We start from the raw sequence: 20,777 nt of genomic DNA on the forward strand, positions 1-20,777 counted from the left end.
CCCGCGCGTCGTAGAATCTCGTGTGCCTCCCGAGACTTCTGCCGCGACCGACCTGCCGCCCAGCGGCATCGACCCTTCGGATCTCGAGGTCACCCTGCGGGTGCTGGACGGGATGGCGGGGCTCGATGAGACGCATCCTGATTTCGTCGCCGTGCGGCGCGCGACGGCGGCGATGTTCAAGGCGGTCAAGAAGGTGCGACGCCGTGAGATCCGCGAGGCGATCGCGCAGGCCGACCGCGAGGTCGTCGCGGCGACCGCCACGGGAGCCCCCGACCGCATCGACGACGAGACGCGCGGCATCCCGATCTCGACGTCGACGACGGCGCCCACCGCGGGCACGCTCATCAAGGCGCGCGCCTGCTACATCTGCAAGCAGCTGTACACGCTCGTCGATGCGTTCTATCACCAGCTGTGCCCGGACTGCGCCGCGATGAGTCACGCCAAGCGCAATGCGCGCACCGACCTCACCGGCAAGCGGGCCCTGCTGACGGGCGGGCGCGCCAAGATCGGCATGTATATCGCGCTGCGGCTGCTGCGCGACGGCGCGCACACGACCATCACGACCCGATTCCCCCGCGATGCCGTGCGGCGGTTCAGCAGCCTGCCGGATGCTCCGGAGTGGATCGATCGGCTGAAGGTCGTCGGCATCGACCTGCGCGATCCGGCACAGGTCATCGGCCTCGCCGACGACGTCGCGGCGGCGGGAACCCTCGACATCCTCATCAACAACGCGACCCAGACGGTGCGGCGCTCGCCGGGCGCGTATCAGCCGCTCGTGGACGCCGAGCTCGCACCGCTCCCCGACGGACCCCTGCCCGAACTCGTCACGTTCGGCCACACCAATGACCGGCATCCCCAGGCCCTCGAGCGTTCGGTGACGGCGCACCCGATCCTGGCCGCGGCGGCCGAGCGCGCGGATGAACTCACGGAGCAGGCCATGACGGCGGGGTCCAGCTCGCTCGAGCGACTGGCCGCCGGGACGGCGATCGATGCGGGCGGCCTTCTGCCCGACCTCGACCACGTCAACTCGTGGACCCAGCACGTGCAGGACGTCGATCCGCTCGAGATGCTCGAGGTGCAGCTCGCGAACACGACGGCGCCGTTCCTGCTCGTCTCGAAGCTGCGCCCGTCGCTCGCGGCCAGCCCGGCCCGTCGCACCTATGTCGTCAACGTCAGTGCGATGGAGGGCGTGTTCGGTCGCGGCTACAAGGGCCCCGGGCATCCGCACACCAACATGGCGAAGGCGGCCGTCAACATGCTGACACGCACGAGCGCGCGCGAGATGTTCGAGAGCGACGGCATCCTCATGACGAGCGTCGACACGGGCTGGATCACCGATGAGCGCCCGCACTACACGAAGGTGCGCCTCGCCGAGGAGGGCTTCCACGCTCCGCTCGACCTCGTCGACGGTGCCGCGCGGGTCTACGACCCGATCGTGCGCGGCGAAGCCGGGGAAGAGCTGTTCGGCGTCTTCCTGAAGGACTACGCCCCGGGTGCCTGGTGACCACCGACGATCGTGCAGCCGGGCGCGGACGCATCGCGCTCCCCGCGCCCGGTCACCGCGTGGTGGTGCGCTACCTGCTCGCGTCCGGTCAGGCGACGGATGCTCTGGGCGAGCTGCTCAGCGCCGACGAGAACACCCTCGTGGTCGACGGCAAGCGGGGCGTCGAGCGCATCGCGCGGGCGGACATCATCGCGGCGAAGGAAGTGCCGCCGGCTCCCGAGCCGCGACCGCGCAGGGCGTAGGCGCGGACGAATCATAGTCCGGGCCCGCGCCGGCGGATACGGCCCGGGTCGGTGGCATCGGCGGATCTATGCTCAGGGCATGTCGAGAAGGCTCCGGGCGATCGCCGTCGGCGCGATCGTCGCGATCGCCTCGCTCACGGGGTGCTCGGGCGGAATCCCCGCCGACCCCGAGGGCACCCTCGAGAGGGTGACCGGGGGGACTCTGCGCGTCGGCGTCTCGCACAATCCGCCCTGGACGCAGCTGAGTCAGACCTCCGACCCGTCGGGGTCGGAGGTCGAGCTCGTCCGGCAGTATGCCGAGCAGCTCGGGGCGGAGACCGAGTGGACCGAGGGGAGCGAGGCCCCGCTCGTCGAGGCTCTCGAGCGAGGTGAGCTGGACCTCGTCATCGCCGGGTTCCACGACGACACCCCGTGGACCGAGATGGCTGCGGTGACGGCGCCGTACGCGGAATCGACCGACGCCGACGGCAAGACCCGGCGCCACGTGATGCTCGCCCCGATGGGGGACAACGCGTTCCTCGTGAGCGTCGAGCACTTCCTGCGGAACTCGGAGGGCTGAGCCATGGCGGTGCGTTTCGGAAGGAACGAGCTTCCGCCCGACCAGGAGCAGGCCCTTCGCCGCGCGATCCGGATCGAATGGTTCACGATCGCGTTCCTCATCGTCATGATCGCGCTCATCTACCTCGTGATGGGCAATTCGCAGGCCATGAAGGCCGCGTGGATCGAAGACATCCTCTCGCTCGCCCCGCCGATCGCCTTCCTTCTGGCCGTGCGCATCGTCAACCGGCCGCCCTCGGCGAAGTATCCCTACGGCTTCCACCGCGCGGTCGGCGTCGCGCATCTCGTCGCGGGCGTGGCGCTCCTCGCGATGGGGCTGTTCCTCGTCGTCGATTCCGCGACGGGCCTGCTCACGGCCGAGCATCCCCCCATCGGCTCGGTCGAGCTCTTCGGAAACACCGTCTGGCTCGGCTGGCTCATGATGTTCGTCATGGCGCTGACGATCCCGCTGCCGGTCTATTTCGGCCGGGTCAAGATGAAGATCGCCGAGCAGCTGCACGACAAAGTGCTGTATGCCGATGCCGACATGAACAAGGCGGACTGGATGACCGCCGTGGGGTCGATCATCGGCGTGGGCGGCATCGGGCTGGGGCTGTGGTGGATGGACTCGGCCGCCGCGCTGTTCATCGCCGCGAGCATCCTGTGGGACGGTTTCAGGAACATGAAGTCGGCCATCACCGACCTGATGGACACCGCCGCGACCACCTTCGACGACAGCGAGCCGCACCCCCTCACGCGGCAGATCGACGAAGTGCTCCTGCGGCAGCCCTGGGTGCGGGCGGCCGGATCGCGGACGCGGGATCAGGGCCACGTCCTGCACGTCGAGGCGTTCGTCGTGCCGGCGACGACGGGCAAGGTGTCGGTGCGCAAGCTGCGCGAAACGCGCGAGGAGTGCATCAACCTCGACTGGAAGATCCAGGACATCGTCCTGATCCCCGTCGAGAAGCTGCCCGAAGAGGTCGGCGGTCCGTCCGAGCGTCAGACCGAGCGCAATTTCTGAATCGCGCGGCTACACGAAGTCGCGCGACACGTCGATGATGCGGCGCAGGGCGAGCACCGCCCCCGCCTCGTTCGCTACCTGCGGCATGGCCGCCGCCGTCTGATCGGTGAGCGCGCGCTCATAGGACTCCAGGGCATCGGATGCCGCGTGCAGCAGGTCCGGCGCCCGTTTCGAGCCGAGCGGGGCGTCGACGAGCTCGCCGGTGCGCCGGATCGCGCGCGCGAGGTCGTCGCGCAGGGTGCTCGTCAGCGTCGGATCCTCGGCGGCATCCATGTGCAGGATCACATCGATGAGGTCGCGCGTGAGGAACGACGTGCGCTCGAGCGCCGCGAGGCGCCGGGCGTTCTCATCCTGCTCGCCCGTGTGCCGACGGCCGCGCGGATTGATGCGCTGACTCTCGTCGCCCTGGGCGACGTCGTCGGTGACGGCTGCGATCACGGCGCCCAGCTCGTCGACCGCCGCGTGAAGGCGCTCGTCGTCGAGTCGCGCGTGCGCGACCGCGTCGCTCAGCTCGTCGAGGACCCGCACGACCGTGGCGCGCAGCTCGGTCAGCTTCTCGCTCGCGCGCCGCAGATACAGCGGCGGCACGACCACGAGGTTCACGACGACCCCCACGACGACGCCGAACCCCATCGTGACGAGGTACGACACCGAGAAGTCCTCGGCGTTGTTGCCGGCGACGAGGACGAACAGCGCGGCGAGCGCGATCCAGTCGCGGCCCGCGCCCAGACGACGGAACCCGCCGATCAGGATCGCGATCAGCACGATACCGGCCAGCACGAGACCCGCCGGCATATCCAGGCGCGCGAGCGCCATGCCGCCGAGTCCGAGCGCGATGCCGAGCGCGAGGCCGAGCAGGGCCTGCGCGCCGACCCGCAGCGATCGCGCGACCGTGGGGTGCATCGTGACGAGCACGCCGAGGGGTCCGTAATAGGAGTACTGGTCCTCGGCGAAGGGGATGAGAGGCGCCAGGTACCAGGCCAGCGTCGCGGCGAGGGCCGTCTTCGCCGCCAGCAGCAGGCGAGGCTGTCCCGCCACGCGCGCCATCCACCCCGCGGCACGCCGCAGCGGCGGTGGATCGTCACGCCGTGTCAAGGGCGTTCCCCTCTCGCAGGGCGCGACGCACGATGGTGGGTATGGACAGAGACGACCCGAACCGTACCGGCCCAGGATCCGACCTCGCGGGCGACGACTTCACCGAGCAGATGCACGAGGGGGAGCAGCAGGCCGACGCCGCGAGCGGAGCGACCGAGGGTGCCACCGATGCCCCACAGGACCGTTAGCGTCAGTCCTCCGAGATCTCGGCGACCGTCTCACCCGTCTGAGTGGCGGACAACTCGCGGGCGATGTCGGCCTGACTGATGATCCCGACCAGGTCATGGCCGTCGATGACGGGAAGACGCCGCACCTGGTGGTCCTGCATCACCGTCAGCGCCTCGCGGATGTCGTCGTCGGCGCCGATCGTGACGGGCTTGCCCTGCGCGAGGCTGCCGGCCGTCGTCGTGACGGGGTCGCCGCCGTCGGCGATGCAGCGCACGACGATGTCGCGGTCGGTGAGCATGCCCTTCAGTCGGTCGTCTTCGCCGCAGATCGGGAGCGCGCCGACGTCGAGGTCCCGCAGCAGCCGGGCCGCGTCGACGAGGGTGTCGTTCTCTCGCACGCACGTCGGGTCGAGGGTCATGATGTCGCGTGCAGCAGTCATGGGATGACTCCTTTCTCTCCTGCACGCGACGCTAGGCGAGCCCGCGCACCGCAGCACCGGGGTTGACGTCCGGCCCATCGCGTGGATCGACCCGGCGCCGCCCCCGGTGCATCCGGCTTCCGGTCAGAAGGCGGGCTGGATCGTGCCGTTCGATTCGATGACCTCGCGCACTTCGTCGCTCGCGAACGCTGTCTTGAGGGCGGCCGTGGCGGCGGAGTCGGCGTCTTCGTCGCGCACGACCAGGTGCAGCACGAAGCGGTCGTCGAGCTCGGTGATGAGGCCGTCCTGCTCGGGCGTGAGGCCGAGTGCGGCGATGTGCGACGGCCACTGGAAGACGAGATCGGCCTCGTCGTATGCGGCGTTGAGGGCACTGATGCCGACCTCGAGGAACTCGAGGTTCTTCGGGTTCTCGGCGATGTCGGCGACGGTCGCGTCGTAGGGATCGACGGAGGCGTCGAGGGTGATGACCCCCTCATCGGCGAGCAGCTTCAGCGCGCGGCCCCGGTTGGACGAGTCGTCGGGCACCGCGACCGTGCCGCCCTCGGGAAGATCGGCGATGTCGTCGATCGTCTTCGAATAGAACGCGATGACGAAGTTGTAGACGGGCTGCACCGCGACGAGGGTGCCGTCGTTGCCGGCGTTGAACGATTCCATGTACGGCTCGTGCTGCGAGAAGTTCGCGAACACGTCTCCGGCGTTCACGATCACGTTGGCCGTCACATAGTCCGACACCTCCACGAGCTCGATCTCGTAGCCGTCCTCGATGGCCTCGGCGGCCGCCGTGACGACATCCGTCATGGGAGAGGTGACCGCGGCGACCTGGATCGTCACCGTCTCATCGCCGCCGGGCTCGGGCTGCGCGTCGTCGCCGCCCGACGCGCAGCCTCCGATGAGCAGCGCGGAGGCGACGAGGCCGGCGAGGATGCCGAAGCGGGCTTTTGCCATGGTGGTACTTCTCTTTTCTGTGGTGGGGGTTCTGTGCGCTGAAGATCAGCGGTGGTCGAGGCGCTGCGACGTGCGGTAGCCGACGGCCTGGATGGCCAGGACGCACACGATGATGATGAGGATCGTGATGTACATGAGGGCGTCGTTGTATTCCTGGTAGCCGTAGCGCATCGCGAAGTCGCCGATGCCGCCGCCGCCCACGACACCGAGCACGGTCGAGTACGACAGCAGGCTGATCGCGGCCGAGGTCAGCGCGTAGACGAGACCGGACCGCGCTTCGGGGAGGAGCACGCGGAACACCGCCTGGGGAAGGGTCGCGCCCATCGCATCGGCGACACGCGATATGCCCGCGGGGATCTCGCGCAGGATCTGCTCGACCAGGCGGGCGTAGATCGCGACGGCGACGAAGCACAGGGGGAGGGTCGCCGCCTGCGTGCCGAAGCTCGTGCCCATCACCAGGCGCGTGAATGGGATGAGGAACACCACGAGCAGCAGGAACGGGAAGGAGCGCACGATGTTGATGAACATGTTCGCCGCCGACCAGAACACGCGGTGCTCGGCCAGTCCGCCGCGCTGGGTCAGGAAGACGATGACGCCCAGCGGCAGACCGATGAGCACGGCGGCGGCAAGAGACACGACGAGCATGTAGCCGGTCTCGGCGAGCGACTCGACGATCGCGTCGCCGTACTCGTCGAACAGCTCGGTGAGCCAGGTCATCTCATCAGCTCCCGTCGCACCTGTTCGCGGTAGCTGGGAAGGGTCGGATACTCCGTGCGCGCGACGCGGAAGAGCTCCTGCAGCACGCCGCGCTCGAGCAGTGCCGCACGGTCGCAGAGCGCCTTGACGACGTCGAGGTCGTGCGTGATGACGACGACGGTCGTGCCGAGCTCGTCGCGAGCGTTGCGCAGCACACGCAGCACGTCGGAGGTCGTCGCGGCGTCCAGTGACGAGGTCGGCTCGTCGCACAGCAGCAGGGCGGGTCTGGCCACGAGCGCCCGCGCGAGACCGACGCGCTGCTGTTCGCCGCCGCTGAGCTGAGCGGGGTAGTGGTCGGCCCGATGCGAGAGCCCGACGAACGCGAGGATCTCGTCGACGGCTTCCCGCTGCGCCCGGCCGTTCGTCCGCTTCGCGAGCGTGAGGGGCAGGGCGACGTTGTCGCGCACGGTCCGGCTGCTGAGGAGGTGGATGCCCTGGAACACGACGCCGATGTCGCGACGCAGCATCCGGAGCGCTCGCCGACCGAGCGTCGCGACGTCGGAACCGTCGACCGTGACGGTTCCCGAGGTCGCGGTGGTGAGCCCGTTGACGAGCTGCAGCAGTGTCGACTTGCCGGCGCCGCTTTCTCCGATGACGCCGAAGATCTCGCCGCGCTCGATCGTGAGATCGATGTCGCGCAGCGCGGGCCGTCCCTCGGCGGGTGCGCCGAAGTGCTTCGTGACGGCGTCGAACGTCACGATCGCCGGCTCGGCTGTGCCCATCGCGTCGGGTCGCTTCCTGCTTGCGCCGCGCATTCCGGCGAATTGATGTACAGCGTCCAATTATACTGGCCGGATGCGTGCACGGTACCGGACGGCGGCCTTCAACACAGACGGCGGTGACGGCGTGAGCCGCGTGCCCGGAGGGCTCGAGGTGGCCGTCGCGTCGCCGCTGTCGGATGCCGCGGACTCAGACGCGACCAATCCGGAGCAGCTGCTCGCCCTGGCCTGGGCGACGTGCCTCAACGCGACGGCGCAGGTCATCGTCGGCGGTGCTCGGCGCACCGCCGTGCGTGTCGAGGTGGCGCTGCACGATGCGCGGCCCGGCCCCGGACTGGAGTTCCATGTCGACGCCTACCTGTCCGCCGAGGGTGCCGGGGTCGCCGAGGTGGAGCGCGTGCTCGCCGCCGCGCACGCGCGCTGCCCCGTCTCGAAGCTGCTCGCCGGCGCTGCCACCGTCCGCGTGCACACCGAGGACTACGCCGCCGCGTGACACCTAGTCTCACGTAGACTGAACCGCAGTCCCACTGCCGTCGTCGTGTGAAAGAGGCTCTCATGGTCGATTCGTACCGTCCCCCGATCGAGGACTACACGTTCCTGCTGAGCGAGGTGTTCGGCACCGACCTCGTCTCGCGCGCGACGGCGGGAGAGCTCACGGCCGACGACGCGACCGAGATCCTCGCGGCAGCCGGAGAGTTCGCGGCATCCGTCATCGCTCCCCTCGAGCGGATCGGCGACGAGGTCGGCGCACGCCTCGAAGACGGCGACGTGCGCCTGCCCGACGGCTTCGCCGAGGCGTATCAGGCCTTCGTGGAGGCCGGATGGGTCACCGCCGAGGCTCCCGTCTCGGCCGGCGGCGACGGGCTGCCCGGCGGCATCCGCGCGGGCCTCGGCGAGATGTGGAACGCCTCGAACGCCGCGTTCGCGCTGTGCTGGCTGCTGACGGCGGGACAGATCCACGCCCTCGACGCCGCGGCATCCGAGGATCTGCGCGAGACCTACCTGACACAGCTGGTGTCCGGGCGCTGGACGGGCACGATGAACCTCACAGAGCCCGCCGCCGGCACCGATCTCGGCGCGATCCGCACGCTCGCGACGCCGCGCGATGACGGCAGCTGGGCGATCCGCGGGCAGAAGATCTTCATCACGTGGGGCGATCACGACATCGCCGAGAACATCGTGCACCTCGTGCTGGCGCGCACGCCCGGAGCGCCCGAGGGGGCGAAGGGCCTGTCGCTGTTCGTCGCGCCGAAGTTCCTCGTCGGCGGCGACGGCTCGCTGGGGGAGCGCAACGCCATCACGACGGTCGGGATCGAGCACAAGCTCGGCATCCACGGCAGCCCGACCTGCGTGCTCGACTACGCCGACGCGACCGGCTACCTCGTCGGCGAGCTGCACGGCGGCCTTGCCGGCATGTTCGTCATGATGAACTCGGCGCGCGCCGGCATGGGCTTCCAGGCGACCGGCATCGCCGACCGCGCCTACCAGGAAGCCGCCGACTACGCCGCGCAGCGCCTGCAAGGACGCGTCCTCGACCGGCCCGCCGGCACGCCGATCGCCGAGCACCCCGATGTGCGCCGTCTGCTGCTGTCGATGTCGAGCAAGATCTTCGCGATGCGCGCGCTGGGCGTCTACGTCGGCGACCTGCTCGATCGCGGCGAGACCGACCCCGCTGTCGCGACCCTCGCCGAGTTCTTCGTGCCGATCCTCAAGGGCTGGACGACCGAAGACGCCATCGGCGTCACGAGCGACGCGATCCAGGTCTTCGGCGGGATGGGCTTCGTCGAAGAGACGGGGGTCGCACAGCACTATCGCGACGTGCGCATCACGACGATCTACGAGGGCACGACGGCGGTCCAGTCCAACGACCTCGTCGGCCGCAAGGTGCTGCGCGACAACGGGGTGACGGCAGAGCACCTGTTCGACCTGATCGACGAGACGGTCGCCGGACTGCGCGCGCGGGATGCGCCGACGGCCGCACGCACCGCCGACCAGCTCGCGCGCGCCGTCGATGCGGCCCGCCGGGCGACGACCGATCTGCTCGCGTTCGAGGGATCGCGCGACGCGTACGCCGTGAGCGTGCCGTACCTGATGCTCCTCGGCACACTCGCCGGCGGATGGATGCACGCGCAGGCGGTCGCCGCTGTGCTCGCGCACCCGACCGAGACCGAGACGGATGCCGCGCGCCTGACGGCCGCTGACTTCTACGGCAGCCACCACCTGCCGCGCGTGCACGCGCTCGCCGAAACGGTCGCGAACGGCGAGATCGCCTGATCTCTGCGACGCGGAATCGCCCGCGTTAGGCTCGAACGATGGGTTCCGGGAAGAGGAAGCGAGCTGCACGGCGGGCCAAGCCCGGAGACGGCCATGTGCTGCCGGGATACCGGTGGTGGCAGCCCCTGTCTCGGTCGCTGTTCCACCTGCGACTGGCCGACGAGCACGGAAGACCCCAGGTCTGGTCCGTCGACGTGCGCCTGTGGGGCGACTCGAACGGTGAAGTGATCGCCCAGCTGTACCGTGACGGCCGCAACCTCGCGCGGTCGAAGCTTCCCGCAGCCTTCGCCGTGCCCGGCGGCACGATCGAGGTCGTCGCCAGCAGCTTCGGGCTCAAGCGCTGCCACTACATCGCCGACGACGGGACCGAACGGCAGCTCAGCCCCGATTCGGCGTCTGCGGAGGGCCGGCGCTCACGACTGAACACGACGCGCCCCGCGCTCAGTCGTGGCATCGGGATCGCCTCGGTCGCGGTGCTCCTCGTCGCCCTCGTTATCGGCGTGCCGCAGATCATCGAGCAGATCACGCGGATTCCGCCCGTCGCCGAAAGCGTCGGCACGTTCATCAGCCCGATCCACCTCCCCGCCTGGGCGAATATCTCGCTCCTGATCGCGACGCTCGTGGCGAGCACGGAGCGCGCGCTGCGGCTGCGCTACAACTGGCTCCTCGACGGCGGTGTCTTCGACGGCGGCGAATGACCCGTCTCGTCTAGACCGCCATGAGTCCGCGGCGATCCGGGGCGCGCAGTTCGCCGTGGAGTCGCTCCATCCGGGCGTCGAGTTCCGCGGCGGAGTCCGCCGCATCCTTCAGCTCGGCCAGCAGCCCGTCGGGGACGACACCGTCGTACTTGTAATAGATCTTGTGCTCGAGACTGGCCCAGAAGTCCATGGCGATCGTGCGGAACTGCACTTCGACCGGCACGCTGACGCGACCCGTGGACAGGAAGACAGGCACGTCGACGACCGCGTGCAGGCTCTTGTACCCGTTGGGCTTGGGCTCGGCGATGTAGTCCTTGACCGTGCGTACGGTGATGTCGTCCTGTCCGGCGAGAAGGTCGAACAGGCGGTAGGCGTCCGGGGCGAAGCTCGTCGTCACGCGCACGCCGGCGATGTCGGTGACCTCCCGGCGGATCGTGTCGAGTGAGGGGTCGATGCCCTTGCGCACGAGTTTGTCGATGAGGCTGTCGCTGGTCTTGACACGACTGGACACGTGCTCGATCGGGTTGTAGTCGTGAACGAGGAGGAACTCGTCGCGCAGGATGCCGAGCTTCGTCTCGACTTCGCGCAGTCCGAACTGGTAGTCGAGCAGAAAGCGCTGGAACTCGTCGCGCATCGTCCGCAGCTGATCGGGCGAGAACACGCTGGGCCCGTCCTCGGTCATGACGGTCACGGATTCCGGCCTCGCGCGCATGACCGAAACGTTAGCCGCCGGGCATAGGCGGGCGCTGTGAGCAACAGCGCTCCGCGGAAGCGACCGCTGTAGCCGAGCCGCGCGGCAAAGCAAGCCCTCGCGACCTCGCGCAGGATGCGGGAAGGTGGGGACGTCGGCCGATCACCCGCGAGACGTGGGCGCTGACCGGCCTGTGGCCGCGACCGAGGTGATGACGAACGGAGGGGATGGCGGTGCAGGCGACGTCGTTCTGGATCGAGGAGCCGGGCCGAGGGGCGTTGCGCCGAGAACGGATCCGCGACCCCGAGTTCGGCGACGTCCGCGTGCGCACCGTCTACACGGGCATCAGTCGCGGCACCGAGTCGACGGTCTTCCGCGGCGAGGTTCCCGAGCGCGAACACGCCCGCATGCGGGCGCCTCTCCAAGAGGGCGACTTTCCCGCACCCGTCAAGTACGGCTATCTCAACGTCGGGGTCGTCGAGACGGGACCGTCGACCCTCGAAGGCCGCACCGTCTTCACGCTCGCGCCGCACCAGTCCGCCTTCGTCGTGCCGGAGTCGGCGCTCGTCCTCGTGCCCCACGGTGTGCCCGCCCGCCGAGCGGTGCTCGCGGGAGCCGTCGAGACCGCGGTCAACATCCTGTGGGATGCCGCACCCCTCGTCGGCGACCGCATCACCGTGATCGGTGCGGGCATGATCGGCTGTGCCGTCGCGCGTCTGGCCCGCGGCATCCCGGGCGTGCAGATCGCCGTCGTCGATGTCGACGAGACGAAGGCCGAGGTGTGCGCCGCCCTCGACGTCGCCTTCCACGTGCCCGCGGACGCTCCGCACGGCCGGGAGATCGTGATCGACACGAGCGGCTCGGAAGACGGCCTGCGAACCGCTCTGCGCACCGCGGCGACCGAGGGCGAGATCATCGAGGCGAGCTGGTTCGGCAGCCGCGAGGTCAGCCTGCCGCTGGGCGAGGACTTCCACTCGCGAAGACTCACGATCCGCTCGAGTCAGGTCGGTGTCGTGCCCGCGCGCAGACGCGGCACGCGCACGACAGGCGACCGGCTCGAGATCGCGCTGCGGCTGCTGCGCGACCCCGCCTACGACGCACTCCTCACGGGCGAGTCGTCGTGGACCCGACTGCCCGAGACGATGGCGGCGATCGCTGCCGGCGACCTGCCCGGACTCTGCCACGTCATCGACTGGAAGGACGACGAATGACCTACACGCTCACGGTGCGCGACCACATGATGATCGCGCACAGCTTCACCGGCGAGATGTTCGGCCCCGCGCAGCGGCTGCACGGGGCGACCTTCGTCGTCGACGCGGCCTTCCGCGTCGCCGAGCTCGACGAGAACGGCGTCGTCGTCGACATCGGCCTCGCCTCCGAGGTGCTGAGCGGCATCCTGTCGTCGCTGACCTACCGCAATCTCGACGACGACCCCCGCTTCACGGGCGTCAACACGACGACGGAGCGCCTGTGCGAGTACGTCGCACAGCAGCTCGTGACGGCCGCGCGGAACGGCGATCTCGGAGCGGATGCCGGCAGGATCGACGCCATCGCGGTGACGCTGCACGAATCGCACATCGCGTGGGCGACCTACGAGGTCGCGTTGTGACGGATGCCGTGAGCTTCGTCGTGCCGCGCGGGCTCGATGATCCCGCGCGGGTGAGCGGGGGGAACGTGTACGACCGGCAGGTGCGCGACGGGCTCCTTCGCACGGGATGGCGCGTGCGCACGGTCGAGGTCGATCCCGCCCAGGCCCGGGGCGCGCTCGAGGCCGAACCCGACGGCGCCCTCGTGCTCGTCGACGGTCTCGTCGCGGGTGCCTCGGCGGCAGCGATCGAAGACGCCTCCGCGCGCCTTCGGATCGTCGTGCTCGCGCACATGGTGTCGTCGGCGTTCCCGCAGCCCGATCCCGCCGCGGCCGAGGGGGAGCGGCGTGCGGTGCGCGCCGCACGCGCCGTCATCGCGACGAGCGAATGGACGGCGGCGCAGCTCGATCGGGACGACGTCGCGGTGGCCGCGCCGGGGGTCGCCCCCGCCACCGTCGCGTCCGGGACGCAAGATGGCGGAGCGCTGCTGTGCGTCGGCGTGCTCGCCCCGCACAAGGGACAGGACGTCCTCGTCACGGCGCTCGCCGAACTCACCGGCATCCCGGACTGGCACTGCACCCTCGCCGGCGCGACCGACGCGGATCCCGCCTTCGTCGACGACCTGCGCGATCGGCTGCAGGATGCCGGTCTGCGCGAGCGCGTCGAGCTCGCGGGCGTGTGCACGGCGGACGAGCTCGACCGCCGGTACGACGGCACCGATCTGCTCGTCGCGCCCACGCGCGTCGAGGCGTACGGCATGGTCGTCGCCGAGGCGCAGGCGCGCGGCATCCCCGTCCTCGCGAGCGGGGTCGGCGGTGTACCCGAGGCGGTGGCCGACGACGCCGCGCTCCTCGTGCCGCCCGGCGATGCGGGAGCGCTCGCCGACGCGCTGCGGCAGTGGATGACCGACCCGGATCTGCGCGGCCGCCTGACGACGGCGGCCCGGCGTGCGCGCCCGCTGCGACGCGGGTGGGACACGACCGTGGCGCGGGTCTCGGACGCCCTGGCGGGTGTGCCATGACGCGGCCGTACGTGACGCTCAGCGCAGCGATGTCGCTCGACGGCTGCCTGGACAGTGCCGCGCCGCACCGGCTCGCGATGTCGAACGAGGCCGACTTCGACCGCGTCGACCAGCTGCGGGCCGACAACGACGCCATCATGGTCGGCGCCTCGACCGTGCGGCGCGACAATCCGCGGCTGCTCGTGCGCAGCGAGGAGCGACGTCGCGCGCGGGTCGCGCGGGGGCTGCCGGCCTCGCCCGCGAAAGTCACGATCACGGCGACGGGCGACCTGCCCGCCGACTCGGCGTTCTTCACGCTCGGCGACGTCGAGAAGATCGTGTACTGCCCGCGCGGTGAGGCCGGGCGCCTGACGCGCGCGCTCGGCGATCGCGCGACGATCGTCGGCTTGGACGGCGAGACGCCGATGGCGGACGCGATCACCGACCTCGGCGCGCGAGGGATCGGGCGGCTCATGGTCGAGGGCGGAGGCCGCGTGCACACGCAGTTCCTCGTGCAGCGGCTCGCCGACGAGCTGCAGCTCGTGATCGCGCCGTTCTTCGTGGGAGAAGCCGGCGCGCCGCGCTTCGTGCATCCGGGACGGTTCCCGTGGGACGACGAGCACCGCGCGCGGCTGCTCGACACGCGGCCCATCGGCGATGTCGTGCTGCTGCGGTACGCCCTGTCATCGCGGTGCCCGAGCAAGATCGCCGGCGCAGCGCCGTCGTGAATCATGGGCGATCGGACCGATCAGCGTGACACGGGATGCACCGGGGCGGGCCGCAGGAGGACGAGCCGGCTCGTCGTCCTCGTCATCGCGACGTAACGGTCCACCGCGCCGGTGACATCGTCCCCGAAGTCGTCGGGGCGGACGATCACCACGAGATCGAACTCCAGCCCCTTGGCGGCGGCGGGGCTGAGCGAGCGGACCCGCGGCCTCGGCGCGAAGCCCGGGTCTCCGATGACGCACGCGATGCCGTCGGGGTTCTCGGCGAGCCATTCGCCGATGATGCGGTCCCGCTCATGGACCGAGCCCTCCTGGACGGCGATGCCGCTGTCGCGGACGGAGGTCGGCACGTTCGCATCGGGGATCGCGGCGAGGATCACCGGCGCCGCGGCCGCCATCGCTTCGGACGGCGTGCGGTAGTTCACACCGAGGTGGGCGAGGTGCACGCCGCGGGCGCCGACGCGTTCGAGGCGCTCGGTCCACGTCTCCACGAAGCCGTGCCGGGCCTGGGCGCGGTCGCCGACGATCGTCAGGCTCTTCGACGGGCATCGCGCCAACAGCATCCGCCATTCGGCGTCGGTGAGCTCCTGCGCCTCGTCGACCACGATGTGGGCGAAGGGGCCGGCGAGCTCGTCCGGATCGGCGACCGGAGGCGCATCGGCGCCGGCGAGCACGTTCCGTGCGTCCTCACCGTGCAGGATGGACATGACCTTCATCTCGCTGTCGTCGTTCTCGATGAGGTGGTCGATGACGTGGGACATCCGGTCCTGCGTCGCGGCGATCACGGCCTGACGGCGATGCTCGCGTCGCGCCGCCTCGGGGTCGCCGATGCGTCGATGCGCGGCATCCAGCAGCGGAAGGTCGGCTGCCGTCCATGCCCGCGGCTGGGATCGCTGCAACGCCACGGCGTCGGCGGGGGAGAGATGCGGTGCGCAGCGCTGCAGGAGATCCGCGTCGCTCCACAGCCGGGCGACGATCTCCGTCGGAGAGAGCAGGGGCCAGGAGCGCAGGAACGTGCCGGTCAGCTCCTCGTCCTGGCGCAGCCAGCGGCGCACGACCTGCGGCGCGGCATCCGGGTCGTCGATCTGGTCGACGAGGAGCTCCATGAGCTCCTCCCACACACCGTCGCGTGCCTCGTTGTGCGCGACACCGCGGTCGGCGTTGCGGAACACATCCGCCCACTCGTCGCGGGTCACCCACAGCTCGCCCCACGGCGAATCGATCGGGAGTGCACGCCGAGGCGGCCGCTCGTGCTCGGCCGCGGCGGCGTCGATCACCGCGATCGGATCCAGAGCGGCCTTGAGGCCCGCGACCCGCGCGTCGCTCTCGTCGCCGGCGTCACGACCCTCGGGCACCAGGTCGCGCAGCGTGCACAGCCGCACCGTGTCCTCGCCGAGACTCGGCAGGACATCTTCGACGTACGAGAGGTAGTGCGGGTGGGGGCCGACCAGCAGCATCCCGCCGCCGCTCTGCGTGAGCCGCGGCTCGGCATACAGCAGATGCGCCGCGCGATGGAGCGCGACGACCGTCTTGCCCGTGCCCGGGCCGCCGTCGACGACCAGGGCGCCGGGGGAGGGTGCGCGGATGATCGCGTCCTGATCGGAATGGATGGTCGCGAGCACATCGCGCATCTTCGACGTCCGGTGCGAGCCGAGGCTCGCGATGAACGCGGACTGGTCGTCGAGCGACGCGCGATCGTCGAATCCCGCGGCGGCGAGCGCTTCGTCCCAGTAGTCGACGACGCGGCCGTGCGCCCAGCGGTAGCGACGGCGTGAGACGAGCCCGCGGGGATCCTCGAGCGTCGCGGCGAAGTAGGGCTCCGCGGCGGGCGTGCGCCAGTCGATGACCAGCCGCGTGCCGTCGGGCGCTGCGAGTCCGGTGCGTCCGATGTACACGCACTCGCCGCTCGCCCGGGTCATCCTGCCCAGGCAGAGGTCGATCCCGAACCGACCGAGCAGTCGAAGACGACTGCTGAGCCGGCGGATCTCGAGGTCCCGTTCGACGGCGGCCTCACCCGAGCGCGCCGGAATCCGTCGTGCGGCGGCGAGTCGGGCCTCGGCCTCGTCGTGCTGGTGTCGCAGCGCATCGGCGATGCGCGCGAAGTGCCTGCGGTCGGCGTCGATGAGCGACGGATCCGCCTTCGCGGGCGGAAGATCCGAGAACGGGTCCTTCGGGTCGTTCGTCATGCGGCCTCTCCCGCTCGGGCGCACACCGCGCGAGCGGGGATCGATTCTGCCCCAGGAGGGGGGTCTTGCGGCAAGGCCCCCCTCCGGCGATACTCTGAAAGTGGGAGGACATTCTGTTCTCCCTTCGTCTTTTCCCGCTCAGGCGGTCGCGACGACCTGGATCGTGGCCAGGGTGGGGTCGGCGGCGTAGGCGATGCGACCGCCGTCGGCGCGCGTCTCGCGCAGCGCGTCCAGCGCTTCCCGCGTGACGATCTCGCCCGGTGCGAGCACGGGTACCCCCGGCGGGTAGGGCGCGATCAGCTCGGCGCACACGCGGCCCACGGCGGCGTCGGCCGGGACGCTCTCGTGCGGGGCGAAGAACGCGTCGCGCGGGGTGAGCGCCTGATGCGGTTCGACCGCCCAGGCCGATGAGGGCGCGACCTTGCGCGGGCTGCCCCGGTGCCGGTCGACGGCCGCGATGAGGGCGTCGACGAGGCGATCGACCGAGCGCTCGTCGTCGGCGAGTGTGACCATCGGCACGAGCACGTCGCGGTCGGCCATCTCGAGACTGATCCCCTCGGCGAGAAGGTCGGCCTCGAGGGAGTGCCCGTGGGCGCCGGTGCCGGCGACGAGCACGACGAGCTTGGCCGGATCGACCGCGAGGCCGGGCCGGCTCTCGAGCACCTCGATGCCGTCGACCGCCGACAGCCGCGCCCGGGCGCGCGACACGAGCGCGACGAGTCGTCCGATGAGATGCTCGCCGTCGCGCTGCAGCAGTGCGCGTGACGCGTCGATGCTCGCGAGGATCGCGCCGGCGGGGCTCGTCGAGTTCGACGCCTCGAAGCCGCGCTCGAGCCGGTCGGGGTCGAGCAGGCCTCCGGCCCGGGTCGTACGGGCGACGAGCAGAGCCCCCTGGCTCCAGGCCGGCAGCGTCTTGTGGGCACTGGTCACGAGCGCATCCGCACCGCGAGCGAGAGCGTGAGCGGGGACGAGCGGCGAGAAGCCGAAGTAGGCCGCCCACGCGGCATCCACGACCAGCGGGACTCCGGCGGCGTGCGCCGCATCCGCGATCCCGCCGGTGTCCGACAGCGTGCCCGTATACGAGGGGTCGCCGATCAGCACGCCGCACGCGTCGGGGTTCTCGGCGAGGGCGGATGCCACGACCTCGGCCGGCACGGCACCCGGAAGCCCCGTCGCGGCGTCGACCTCGGGGCGCACCCACACCGGTCGCAGCCCCGCGAACACGATGCCGAGCAGCACCGAGCGGTGCAGCGTGCGCGACACGACGACGGACTGGCCGGGCCGGCCGAGCGCGAGGACCGCCGCCTGGTTCGCGTGCGTCGATCCGCCCGTCGACAGTCGCGCCCAGTCGACGCCCCACGCTGCGGCCGTGCGCGCCTCGGCGTCGGCGAGGAGACCGTGCGACTGCTTCATGGTGTCCAGCCCCGCGAACAGCGGCACATCGCCGCGGATCACCTCGCCGACGAGGTCGCGGCGGTGCTTGTGGCCCGGGATGCTGAACGGCGTGACGGCGCCGGCTTCGGCGGCCGCCGTGAAGCGCTGCCAGGCATCGAGGAGCGGCGCGTCATCGGGGTTCAGGGCGGGCACACGCACGACCCTAGCGAGGACGGCGGGCAGGGGCGTTCACCCGTGCCGCGCGTGCGCGGTAGCATCCCCACAGTGGATCCCGAAGCCCCGACCTCGACGCCCCGTGCGCCGTTCGGCGAGACCGTACTCGTCGTCGGCGCCGGACGGATGGGCACCGCGCTCACCGCGGCGCTCGCCGACGCGGGCGTCGCCGTGCGCGGGCCCGCCGGGCGCGGAGCGACGGGCGACGACGCCGACATCGTGCTGCTCGCCGTCCCGGACACCGCGATCGCCGCGGCCGCGGCGCACATCGCCCCCGGGCGCCTGGTGGGGCATCTGTCGGGATCGACGACGCTCGACCCGCTCGCCGCGCACGAGGCCTTCAGCATCCATCCGCTCATGACCGTCACGGGCGCCGGCGCCCGGTTCGCCGGCGTGCCCGCCGCCCTCGCCGCCTCGACTCCGCGGGCCGAGCGGGCGGCGCACGCCCTCGCCACGGCCCTCGGGCTCGATGCCTTCGAGGTCGACGACGCCGACCGCGTCGCGTACCACGCCGCGGCGAGTGTCGCCTCGAACTTCCTCATCACCGTCGAGGGGTTCGCCGCGGAGCTCGCGGCGACCGCCGGCATCGAGCGGTCGGCGCTCGTGCCGCTCGTGCGGGCGGCCGTGGAGAACTGGGCGGACCACGGCGCCTACGTCGCACTCACGGGACCGATCGCGCGCGGAGACGACGAGACCGTGCGGCAGCAGCGCGCCGCCGTCGCCGAACGTCTGCCCGGCCGCCTCGAACTGTTCGACGCCCTGGTGTCGGCGACGCGCGACCTGGCGGCCGCCGAGCCGCAGGGAAGGCCGTCATGATCACCGTGCGCACCGTCGCCGAACTGCGCGAAGCGCTCGCCCGGCGCGGCGAGGGCCGCATCGGCTTCGTCCCGACGATGGGTGCGCTGCACGAGGGCCACCTGACGCTGCTGCGGGCCGCCCGCGAAGCCGAGGACACCGTCGTGCTGTCGATCTTCGTCAATCCGACGCAGTTCAACGACGCCGCCGACCTCGACGCGTACCCGCGCACCGAGCAGCGCGACGCGGAGATTGCGGCATCCGTCGGCACGGACATCCTGTTCGCCCCGGCGCCCGCCGAGATGTACCCGGCGGGCTCTGCCACGACCGTCAGCGTGACCGGCCACATCGCCGAGACGCTCGAGGGCGCGCATCGCGGCCGCGGGCACTTCGACGGCGTCGCCACGGTCGTGGTCAAGCTGCTGCTCGCCGTGCGTCCCGACGTCGCGTACTTCGGCGCGAAGGATGCGCAGCAGGTCGTCGTGGTCCGTCGCGCCGTGGCCGATCTGGGCATTCCCGTGCGCATCGCCGTATGCCCGACGTCACGCGATCCCGACGGCCTCGCGCGCTCCAGCCGCAACGCACTGCTGTCGCGGTCCGAGCGGGAGCGGGCGCTCGCGATCCCCCGTGCGCTTCGCGCGATCCGGGATGCCGCGGCCGCGGGCGAGCGCGACGCGCAGGTCCTGCGGGCGCGGGCGATCGAGGTGCTCGGCGCGAGCGGCCTGACCGCCGAGTACGTCGCGATCGTCGACCCCGATACTCTCGAGGAAGTGCGGGCAGTCGACCGCCCGGCGCTCGTCGCCGTCGCGGTCCGGGTCGGAGCGACCCGGCTGATCGACAACGTCGTGCTCGCGCCGGGAGGAGAGCCGTCATGACGCACCGCGCTCCCATCACGATCACGCGCCTGGCCCAGATGAAGGCCGGCGGCGAGCAGATCGTCATGGTGACGGCCTACGACCACCCCTCGGGGCGCATCGCCGACGAGGCCGGGGTCGACATGGTGCTCGTGGGCGACTCGGGCGCGCAGGTCGTGCTGGGTCACGATTCGACGGTGTCGATCACGGTCGACGAGATGCTCGTGCTGGCCGGCGCCGTGCGGCGCGCCGTGCGCACGGCCTTCGTCGTCTGCGACCTGCCTTTCGGGTCGACCGAGACCTCGGACGAGCAGTCGGTGGCGACCGCCGTGCGCTTCGTGAAGGAGGCCGGCGCCGACGCCGTCAAGCTCGAGGGCGCGACCACGTCGCGGTTGTCGCGCATCCGCGCGATCGTGGATGCCGGCATCCCCGTCGTCGGTCATGTCGGCCTGACGCCTCAGACCGCCGTCGCGCTGGGTGGTCTGCGCGCGCAGGGGCGCACCGAGGAATCGGCGGCTCGCCTCATCGACGAGGCGCTCGCCGTGCAGGATGCCGGAGCGTTCGCGCTCGTCGTCGAAGCCGTGCCGGCCGAGCTTCTCGCCGTCGTGCTTCCGGCGCTGCGCATCCCGGTGATCGGCATCGGCGCGGGGCCGGCCGACGGACAGGTGCTCGTGCTGCACGATCTGCTCGGCATCACGCCGGGAAGGCTCCCGACCTTCGTGAAGCGTTTCGCCGACGTCGGCGACGCGATGACCGCAGGGGTCGCCGCGTACACCGACGAGGTGCGCACCGGGCTGTTCCCCGCCGCCGAACACACGTACCGCTCCCGTCCGGAGGCTGTCGACGCCGCGCGGGCGGCGCTCGAACGACGGGCGACGAAGGACCCGGGTCCGCCGAATCCGTGAGCTCGGTTCGGATCCGACGACGCGGATGA

At 71.0% G+C, this 20,777-nt stretch carries 23 protein-coding genes; 15 read left to right on the top strand and 8 right to left on the bottom strand.

The annotated features are described in order from the left end of the window. Positions 1–22 precede the first annotated feature (22 nt). The 4 genes from ACWIBS_RS13990 (at position 23) to ACWIBS_RS14005 (ending at position 3,304) form a co-directional block, all read left to right on the top strand. Positions 23–1,504 carry an SDR family NAD(P)-dependent oxidoreductase gene (locus ACWIBS_RS13990; RefSeq protein ID WP_376128708.1) on the top strand — a complete coding sequence of 494 codons (1,482 nt, stop codon included), beginning with the start codon at positions 23–25 and terminating at the stop codon, positions 1,502–1,504. Beyond that, positions 1,501–1,746 (top strand): putative acetyltransferase, encoded by a 246-nt coding sequence (locus tag ACWIBS_RS13995; RefSeq protein WP_376128707.1) that lies wholly within the window; start codon positions 1,501–1,503, stop codon positions 1,744–1,746. Before ACWIBS_RS13990 ends, ACWIBS_RS13995 begins: the two co-directional genes overlap by 4 nt. 79 nt (positions 1,747–1,825) lie before the next feature. After that, a complete protein-coding gene (locus tag ACWIBS_RS14000; protein WP_376128705.1) occupies positions 1,826–2,305 on the top strand; it encodes a transporter substrate-binding domain-containing protein in 480 nt (159 codons plus the stop codon). 3 nt (positions 2,306–2,308) lie between these two features. Next, positions 2,309–3,304, top strand: coding sequence for a cation diffusion facilitator family transporter (locus ACWIBS_RS14005; protein WP_376128704.1), 996 nt, complete (start codon positions 2,309–2,311; stop codon positions 3,302–3,304). Positions 3,305–3,313: 9 nt separating this feature from the next. Here the strand turns inward: ACWIBS_RS14005 and ACWIBS_RS14010 are convergent, their stop codons facing one another. Beyond that, complete coding sequence (locus ACWIBS_RS14010; protein ID WP_454137038.1) at positions 3,314–4,399, bottom strand: FUSC family protein; 1,086 nt, start codon at positions 4,397–4,399, stop codon at positions 3,314–3,316. Positions 4,400–4,440: 41 nt separating this feature from the next. Here ACWIBS_RS14010 and ACWIBS_RS14015 point away from each other — a divergent pair, with 41 nt between their 5' ends. Beyond that, positions 4,441–4,587: a hypothetical protein gene (locus ACWIBS_RS14015; RefSeq protein ID WP_376128703.1), complete on the top strand. Its 147-nt coding sequence runs from the start codon at positions 4,441–4,443 to the stop codon at positions 4,585–4,587. A 2-nt stretch (positions 4,588–4,589) separates the two neighbouring features. Here the strand turns inward: ACWIBS_RS14015 and ACWIBS_RS14020 are convergent, their stop codons facing one another. From ACWIBS_RS14020 to ACWIBS_RS14035, 4 genes are all read right to left on the bottom strand, one after another. Continuing rightward, positions 4,590–5,006 carry a CBS domain-containing protein gene (locus ACWIBS_RS14020; protein ID WP_376128701.1) on the bottom strand — a complete coding sequence of 139 codons (417 nt, stop codon included), beginning with the start codon at positions 5,004–5,006 and terminating at the stop codon, positions 4,590–4,592. Between the two features lie 123 nt (positions 5,007–5,129). Then, positions 5,130–5,951 (bottom strand): MetQ/NlpA family ABC transporter substrate-binding protein, encoded by an 822-nt coding sequence (locus tag ACWIBS_RS14025; RefSeq protein ID WP_376128699.1) that lies wholly within the window; start codon positions 5,949–5,951, stop codon positions 5,130–5,132. A gap of 45 nt (positions 5,952–5,996) precedes the next feature. Then, positions 5,997–6,668: a methionine ABC transporter permease gene (locus ACWIBS_RS14030; RefSeq protein WP_376128697.1), complete on the bottom strand. Its 672-nt coding sequence runs from the start codon at positions 6,666–6,668 to the stop codon at positions 5,997–5,999. Then, complete coding sequence (locus ACWIBS_RS14035; RefSeq protein WP_376128695.1) at positions 6,665–7,429, bottom strand: methionine ABC transporter ATP-binding protein; 765 nt, start codon at positions 7,427–7,429, stop codon at positions 6,665–6,667. Before ACWIBS_RS14035 ends, ACWIBS_RS14030 begins: the two co-directional genes overlap by 4 nt. A 73-nt stretch (positions 7,430–7,502) precedes the next feature. Here ACWIBS_RS14035 and ACWIBS_RS14040 point away from each other — a divergent pair, with 73 nt between their 5' ends. The 3 genes from ACWIBS_RS14040 to ACWIBS_RS14050 all read left to right on the top strand — a co-directional run bounded on the left by ACWIBS_RS14040 (position 7,503) and on the right by ACWIBS_RS14050 (position 10,398). Beyond that, positions 7,503–7,919 carry an OsmC family protein gene (locus ACWIBS_RS14040; RefSeq protein ID WP_376128694.1) on the top strand — a complete coding sequence of 139 codons (417 nt, stop codon included), beginning with the start codon at positions 7,503–7,505 and terminating at the stop codon, positions 7,917–7,919. Positions 7,920–7,981: 62 nt separating this feature from the next. Further along, a complete protein-coding gene (locus tag ACWIBS_RS14045; RefSeq protein WP_376128692.1) occupies positions 7,982–9,700 on the top strand; it encodes an acyl-CoA dehydrogenase in 1,719 nt (572 codons plus the stop codon). Between the two features lie 38 nt (positions 9,701–9,738). Continuing rightward, positions 9,739–10,398, top strand: coding sequence for a hypothetical protein (locus ACWIBS_RS14050; protein ID WP_376128691.1), 660 nt, complete (start codon positions 9,739–9,741; stop codon positions 10,396–10,398). A gap of 10 nt (positions 10,399–10,408) precedes the next feature. On the opposite strand, the gene ACWIBS_RS14055 is transcribed toward ACWIBS_RS14050, so the two are convergent. Beyond that, positions 10,409–11,110 carry a GTP pyrophosphokinase gene (locus tag ACWIBS_RS14055; protein ID WP_376128689.1) on the bottom strand — a complete coding sequence of 234 codons (702 nt, stop codon included), beginning with the start codon at positions 11,108–11,110 and terminating at the stop codon, positions 10,409–10,411. 206 nt (positions 11,111–11,316) lie between these two features. On the opposite strand from ACWIBS_RS14055, the gene ACWIBS_RS14060 reads away from it, so the two are divergent. From ACWIBS_RS14060 to ACWIBS_RS14075, 4 genes are read left to right on the top strand one after another with little or no spacing between them, the layout of a single operon-like run. Then, positions 11,317–12,300 (top strand): zinc-dependent alcohol dehydrogenase, encoded by a 984-nt coding sequence (locus tag ACWIBS_RS14060; protein ID WP_376128687.1) that lies wholly within the window; start codon positions 11,317–11,319, stop codon positions 12,298–12,300. Then, a complete protein-coding gene (locus tag ACWIBS_RS14065) occupies positions 12,297–12,698 on the top strand; it encodes a 6-pyruvoyl trahydropterin synthase family protein (RefSeq protein ID WP_376128685.1) in 402 nt (133 codons plus the stop codon). Before ACWIBS_RS14060 ends, ACWIBS_RS14065 begins: the two co-directional genes overlap by 4 nt. Continuing rightward, on the top strand, positions 12,695–13,696 hold the full coding sequence (locus ACWIBS_RS14070; protein ID WP_376128683.1) for a glycosyltransferase: 1,002 nt from the start codon (positions 12,695–12,697) through the stop codon (positions 13,694–13,696). The genes ACWIBS_RS14065 and ACWIBS_RS14070 overlap by 4 nt, the downstream gene beginning before the upstream one ends. Next, positions 13,693–14,403: a RibD family protein gene (locus ACWIBS_RS14075; RefSeq protein ID WP_376128681.1), complete on the top strand. Its 711-nt coding sequence runs from the start codon at positions 13,693–13,695 to the stop codon at positions 14,401–14,403. The genes ACWIBS_RS14070 and ACWIBS_RS14075 overlap by 4 nt, the downstream gene beginning before the upstream one ends. Positions 14,404–14,423: 20 nt before the next feature. On the opposite strand, the gene helR is transcribed toward ACWIBS_RS14075, so the two are convergent. Together helR and ACWIBS_RS14085 are read right to left on the bottom strand one after the other, a co-directional pair. After that, complete coding sequence (helR, locus tag ACWIBS_RS14080; protein ID WP_376128679.1) at positions 14,424–16,586, bottom strand: RNA polymerase recycling motor ATPase HelR; 2,163 nt, start codon at positions 16,584–16,586, stop codon at positions 14,424–14,426. 138 nt (positions 16,587–16,724) lie between these two features. Then, positions 16,725–18,173: an aminotransferase class I/II-fold pyridoxal phosphate-dependent enzyme gene (locus ACWIBS_RS14085; protein WP_376128677.1), complete on the bottom strand. Its 1,449-nt coding sequence runs from the start codon at positions 18,171–18,173 to the stop codon at positions 16,725–16,727. Between the two features lie 72 nt (positions 18,174–18,245). Here ACWIBS_RS14085 and ACWIBS_RS14090 point away from each other — a divergent pair, with 72 nt between their 5' ends. Genes ACWIBS_RS14090 through panB form a run of 3 tightly spaced genes read left to right on the top strand, consistent with a single transcriptional unit; the run spans position 18,246 to position 20,748 of the window. Continuing rightward, positions 18,246–19,010, top strand: coding sequence for a DUF2520 domain-containing protein (locus tag ACWIBS_RS14090; protein ID WP_376128675.1), 765 nt, complete (start codon positions 18,246–18,248; stop codon positions 19,008–19,010). Next, positions 19,007–19,864 carry a pantoate--beta-alanine ligase gene (gene panC, locus ACWIBS_RS14095; protein ID WP_376128673.1) on the top strand — a complete coding sequence of 286 codons (858 nt, stop codon included), beginning with the start codon at positions 19,007–19,009 and terminating at the stop codon, positions 19,862–19,864. Before ACWIBS_RS14090 ends, panC begins: the two co-directional genes overlap by 4 nt. Then, complete coding sequence (gene panB, locus ACWIBS_RS14100; protein ID WP_376128671.1) at positions 19,861–20,748, top strand: 3-methyl-2-oxobutanoate hydroxymethyltransferase; 888 nt, start codon at positions 19,861–19,863, stop codon at positions 20,746–20,748. The genes panC and panB overlap by 4 nt, the downstream gene beginning before the upstream one ends. The last annotated feature ends 29 nt before the right edge of the window (positions 20,749–20,777 follow it).

The organism is Microbacterium sp. NPDC055442 (genome assembly GCF_053644215.1).